We start from the raw sequence: 4,805 nt of genomic DNA on the forward strand, positions 1-4,805 counted from the left end.
GAGCGCGTGATCGCGGGCCCCGGCGGCGAGCGGCGCGGCGGCGTCGCGACCCGCGCGCGGCCCGGTCGCCTCGCGACGCTCGCGACGATCCTCGCGGTCACGTGGCTCAACCCGCACGCGCTCGTCGAGACGACCGTCGTGCTCGGCTCGGTCGCGGCGACGCACGGGGATGCGCGCTGGTGGTTCCTCGTCGGCGGCATCACCGCGAGCACGCTGTGGTTCGTCGCGTTCGGGTACGGCGCCCGCTACCTCGCGCCGCTCCTGCGCACCGAGCGCGCGTGGCGCGTGCTCGACGGCGGCATCGCGGTCGTGATGGTCGGGATCGCGATCACGCTCGTCGCCGGCTGAGCCTCAGCGCGAGCGGACCCGCTCCATCCAGGCCTCGACGTCGTCGGCCGTGCGCGGGATCGAGCCCGAGAGGTTCACCGCGCCGTCGGCGGTCACGAGGATGTCGTCCTCGATGCGCACGCCGATGCCGCGCAGCTCCTCCGGCACCGTCAGGTCGTCCGCCTGGAAGTAGAGGCCCGGCTCGATCGTGAACACCATCCCCTCGTGCACGGTGCCCTCGTGGTAGAAGTCGCGCCGCGCCTGGGCGCAGTCGTGCACGTCGAGGCCGAGGTGGTGGCTCGTGCCGTGCACCATCCACCGGCGGTGGAGCTGCTGCTCGGGGTCGAGCGACTCCTCGGCGGAGATCGGCAGCAGGCCCCATTCGGCGGTCCTCCGCGCGATGACCTCCATCGCGGCGGCGTGCACCTCCTTGAACACGATGCCGGGCCGCACGACCGCGAACGCAGCGTCGGCGGCCTCGAGCACCGCCTCGTAGACGCGCCGCTGCAGCTCGGTGAAGCGGCCCGAGATCGGCAGCGTGCGCGTGATGTCTGCGGTGTAGAGGCTGTCGACCTCGACGCCCGCGTCGAGCAGGATGAGGTCGCCCTCCCGCACCCGGCCGTCATTGCGGGTCCAGTGCAGGTAGCACGCGTGGTGGCCCGACGCCGCGATCGTGTCGTAGCCCACGGCGTTGCCGTCGAGCCGGGCGCGGCGGTGAAACGCGCCCTCGACGACCCGCTCGCCGCGCTCGTGCCGCGTCGCCTCCCCGAGATCGGCGATGACGTCGTCGAAGCCGCGCGCGGTCGCGTCGACCGCCGCCTGCACCTCGGCGATCTCGTGCGCGTCCTTCACGAGCCGCAGCTCCGAGAGGTCGCGGGCGAGCACGTCGCCGTCGGGGTTCGCCCCCGCGACCATGGCCTCGACCGCGGGATCCGCGCCCGTGACGACGAGCGCATCCGCCGCATCGTCGCCCCCGGCCGTCAGCGCGGCCTCGAGCTCGCCGAGGTCGGCGGTCGCCAGGCCGAGGTCTGCGGCCACGTGCTCGAGCGACGGGCGCGGGCCGACCCAGAACTCGCCGATCGCCGGGTTCGCGTAGAACTCGGTCGTGCCGCGCCCGGCCGGGCCGCGGAAGTAGAGCGTCGCGCGGTGCTCGCCCTCGACCGGGTCGAGCACGAGCACGGAGTCGGGCTCCGCGTCCGAGCCCCAGCCGGTGAGGTACGTGAAGTCGGGGTGCGGGCGGAAGGGGTAGTCGGTGTCGTTCGAGCGCACCTTGAGCGAGCCCGCCGGGATCACGAGGCGCACGCCGGGGTGCATCGCCGCGATGCGCGCGCGGCGCTCGGCGGCGAACGCGGCGGCCGGGCGCGGCTCGGGGAGCGCCGCCGGGCGCTCGGCCCAGCCCTGCTGGATCTGCTCGGTGAACGCGGACCCGGTCGGCGTCGTGGACCGGTTCGTGGTGCCCTGCTGGGCCGTGCCCTGCGCTGCCGTGCCCTGCGCCGGGGCGCCCTGCGTCGTCGTCGACTCGCTCATGGCCCCATCCTCCCACCGTCGCCGGCCCCGCGGGACCGCCGTGCTCGCGCGCCGTCCGGCGTCCAGCGCCCCGCAGATCCCCAGGTGCGCGCGGCTACCCTGATCCGGTGCGCGTGCCGCTCCGATCGCTCGTCCCGCCCCGACTGCGCGACATCGACCCGATCGATCGCGCCGAGGTCGCGGTGTGGGCCCGCGACTACGCGTTCGCGGCGCGCATGCACCTGCGATCGACCCTCGACCCCTCGCGCCCGCCGCTGCTCGGCATGCCGGGCGCGCGGGTCCACGTCCTCTGCATCCCCGGCGTCGTCGAGCGCTGGCACTTCATGGAGCCGCTCGGCCGGCGCCTCGCGCGAGCGGGCTTCGCCGTCCACTTCGTGCCCGAGCTCGGCCGCAACCTGCTGCCGGTGCTCGACTCGGCCCCGATCGTGGGCGACGCCGTCGACCGCATCGCCGCCGCGCATCCGCTCGCCCGCATCGTGCTCGTCGGGCACTCGAAGGGCGGGCTCATCGGCAAGCGGCTGCTCGTCGACCGCGCGCTCCACCCCGACCGGCCGCAGCCGGACGGGCTCGTCGCCCTCGCGACGCCCTTCGCGGGCTCGAGCCGGGCGAGGCTGCTGCCCGGCCAGTACATCCGCGAGTTCGATCCGTCGAACGAGATGCTGGCGGCGCTGGCGGCCGAGCGGTCGGCGGATGCGCGGATCCGGGTCGTCCTGCCCCAGATCGATCCGCACGTGCCGAGGAACCGCGTGCCCGACGGGATGCGCGGCGTCCGGCTGCGGGAGAGCGGGCACTTCCGGCCGCTCGCGACGCCGGAGGCGGCCCGCGCGGTCGTCGCCGCGATCGACGAGCTCACCGGCGCGCACCGCGAGCGGTAGCCGAGCGGGTCCCCGGAGCCGGCCGGCGGATCAGCCCCGCTCGCGCAGCTGCACGACCACGGGGCGGTGGTCGGTGCCGACGCCGTCGAGGCCCGTGAGCACGCGCGCCGCCACGGGCTCCCAGTCGGGGGTCGCGACGACGTGGTCGATCTGCGCGCCGAGCCACGGGGGCGCCCACGTCGGCCAGCTGCCCACGGCGCCCGCGCCGACCGCGCTCGCGGCGTCGCGGCAGACGCCGAGGTCGCCGCCGTCCTCGCGGAACGACCACCAGTGGTCGAGCGTCGAGTTGAAGTCGCCGCCCATGATGACCGAGTCGGTGCCGTCGCAGAGCCCCGCGACGAACTCGAGGTCGGCGCGCCAGTTGCGCATCTGCTGCGGCACGGGGGCGACGGGGTGCGTCGAGACGAGCACGGGCCCGTCGCCGTCGTCGGGGCGCGCGACGATCGTCGGCAGCGTGCGCGTGCCGCCGACCGAGGGGTCGGTCGTGTACTCGCCGAGCTCGACCGAGATGAGCAGCGTCGTGTTGAGCGCGCCGTACTCGGGGGAGTAGCCGGTCGTGTGCACCCAGAACGGATTGCCGCGCTCGCGGAGGCGCTCGGCGACCCCGACGCCCAGCTCGAGCGTCGTCTCGGGCAGCATCACCGCATCCGCCCCCGTCTCGTCGATCACGCGGGCGATCTCGTCGGCGCCGGGCTCGTCGCCGAGCGTGTTCCACGTCAGCACGATGAGGTCGCCCGAGTCGCGGTCGATCGACTGCGAGTCGTCGAGGCCGCGCGAGGCGTGGATGCCGCCCGAGACGAGCGCGAACACGAGCAGCATCGAGACGACGCCGAGCACGAGCGGGCGCACGCGGCGCCAGCCGACGAAGCACAGCGCGACGACCGCGAGCACGAGCGCGATCCCGACGACGCCGACGCGCATCGACACGACCTGCGCGACGATCGGGGCCTGCTCGAGCCCGAGCGCCTGCGGCCACGCCGCGACCGCGAGGCACGCGCCGATGAGGAGGGCGGCCAGCCAGCCGAGGATCGCGAGCATCACGGGAAGCGTAGTCTGGCGACGTGGCAACCGACTGGGCGGCGCTCGGGCCGATCGACCTCCACGCGCACTCGCGGGAGTCCGACGGCACGGATGCGCCGGGCGACGTCGTGCGCGCCGCCGCGGCCGCGGGGCTCGGCGCGATCGCCCTCACGGACCACGACACCGTGAGCGGCTGGGCCGAGGCGAGCGACGCGGCGCGCGAGAGCGGCATCGCGCTCATCCCGGGCGTCGAGTTCTCGGCGCAGCTGGGGCCCGCGAGCGTGCACGTGCTCGGCTACCTGCTCGATCCCGAGTCGGCGGCGTTCGTCGGCGAGCGCGAGCGCATCCGGCTCGAGCGCGTCGAGCGCGCCGAGCGCATGGTGTCGGCGATCGGGCGCGACTACCCGCTCACGTGGCAGCACGTCGAGGAGCACTCGGCGCCCGGCGCGACCATCGGCCGGCCGCACATCGCCGACGCGCTCGTCACGCTCGGCATCGTGCCCGACCGCTCGGCGGCCTTCGAGGGCATCCTCCACTGGCAGGGCGGCTACTACCAGCCGCACCGCGCGCCGGAGCCGACCGCGGCGATCGGGATCATCAAGCAGGCCGGGGGCGTCGCCGTGCTCGCGCACCCCGCGGCGCGCGGCCGGCCGGTCATGCGGATGCGCGCCCTCGGCTCGCTCGTCGAGGCCGGCCTCGACGGCGTCGAGGTGTGGCACCGCGACAACGACGAGGCCGCGAGGCGCGAGCTGCTCGCCGACGCCGAGCGGCACGGGCTGCTCGTGACCGGCTCGAGCGACTACCACGGCCTCGGCAAGCCCAACCGGCTCGGGGAGCACACGACCGAGCCGAGCGTGCTCGCCGAGATCGTCGACCGCGCGACCGGCTGGGCCCCCGTGCTCCCCGCCTGACCCCGCCCGCGCTGCGCTCTCCGAGCGCAGCGTGTCGGCACGCTGCGCGACCCAGCCCGCGGGCGGGACGCGAACGGCCGCCCCGCGCGGTGCGGAGCGGCCGTTCGATCAGGAGCTGGTCAGGCCTGCGGGGCCTGCGGCGCGC

General features: G+C 75.5%; 5 protein-coding genes. 3 read left to right on the forward strand and 2 right to left on the reverse strand.

All coding sequences use genetic code 11. From position 1 onward, the window contains the following. The coding region (locus NWP09_RS11825) for a LysE/ArgO family amino acid transporter (protein ID WP_258275704.1) at window positions 1–348 on the forward strand (348 nt) is incomplete at its 5' end. Between the two features lie 3 nt (window positions 349–351). On the opposite strand, the gene NWP09_RS11830 is transcribed toward NWP09_RS11825, so the two are convergent. Next, the gene (locus NWP09_RS11830; protein ID WP_258275705.1) at window positions 352–1,854 is read right to left on the reverse strand and encodes an aminopeptidase P family protein; all 1,503 of its coding nucleotides are present in this window, start codon (window positions 1,852–1,854) and stop codon (window positions 352–354) included. Between the two features lie 107 nt (window positions 1,855–1,961). On the opposite strand from NWP09_RS11830, the gene NWP09_RS11835 reads away from it, so the two are divergent. Then, window positions 1,962–2,729, forward strand: a complete 768-nt coding sequence (locus NWP09_RS11835) for a triacylglycerol lipase (RefSeq protein WP_258275706.1) — start codon at window positions 1,962–1,964, stop codon at window positions 2,727–2,729. 30 nt (window positions 2,730–2,759) lie between these two features. On the opposite strand, the gene NWP09_RS11840 is transcribed toward NWP09_RS11835, so the two are convergent. Next, on the reverse strand, window positions 2,760–3,767 hold the full coding sequence (locus tag NWP09_RS11840) for an endonuclease/exonuclease/phosphatase family protein (RefSeq protein ID WP_258275707.1): 1,008 nt from the start codon (window positions 3,765–3,767) through the stop codon (window positions 2,760–2,762). Window positions 3,768–3,790: 23 nt separating this feature from the next. Here NWP09_RS11840 and NWP09_RS11845 point away from each other — a divergent pair, with 23 nt between their 5' ends. Further along, window positions 3,791–4,660, forward strand: coding sequence for a PHP domain-containing protein (locus NWP09_RS11845; protein WP_258275708.1), 870 nt, complete (start codon window positions 3,791–3,793; stop codon window positions 4,658–4,660). Window positions 4,661–4,805: the final 145 nt, after the last annotated feature.

This window comes from Agrococcus sp. HG114, from assembly GCF_024723325.1.
In the GTDB taxonomy this organism is placed as follows: domain Bacteria; phylum Actinomycetota; class Actinomycetes; order Actinomycetales; family Microbacteriaceae; genus Agrococcus.

Bases quoted from the DNA above. Each gene is read 5' to 3' on its own strand.
- NWP09_RS11830 (WP_258275705.1), bottom strand. From the start codon at position 1,854: ATGAGCGAGTCGACGACGACGCAGGGCGCCCCGGCGCAGGGCACGGCA.
- NWP09_RS11840 (WP_258275707.1), bottom strand. From the start codon at position 3,767: ATGCTCGCGATCCTCGGCTGGCTGGCCGCCCTCCTCATCGGCGCGTGC.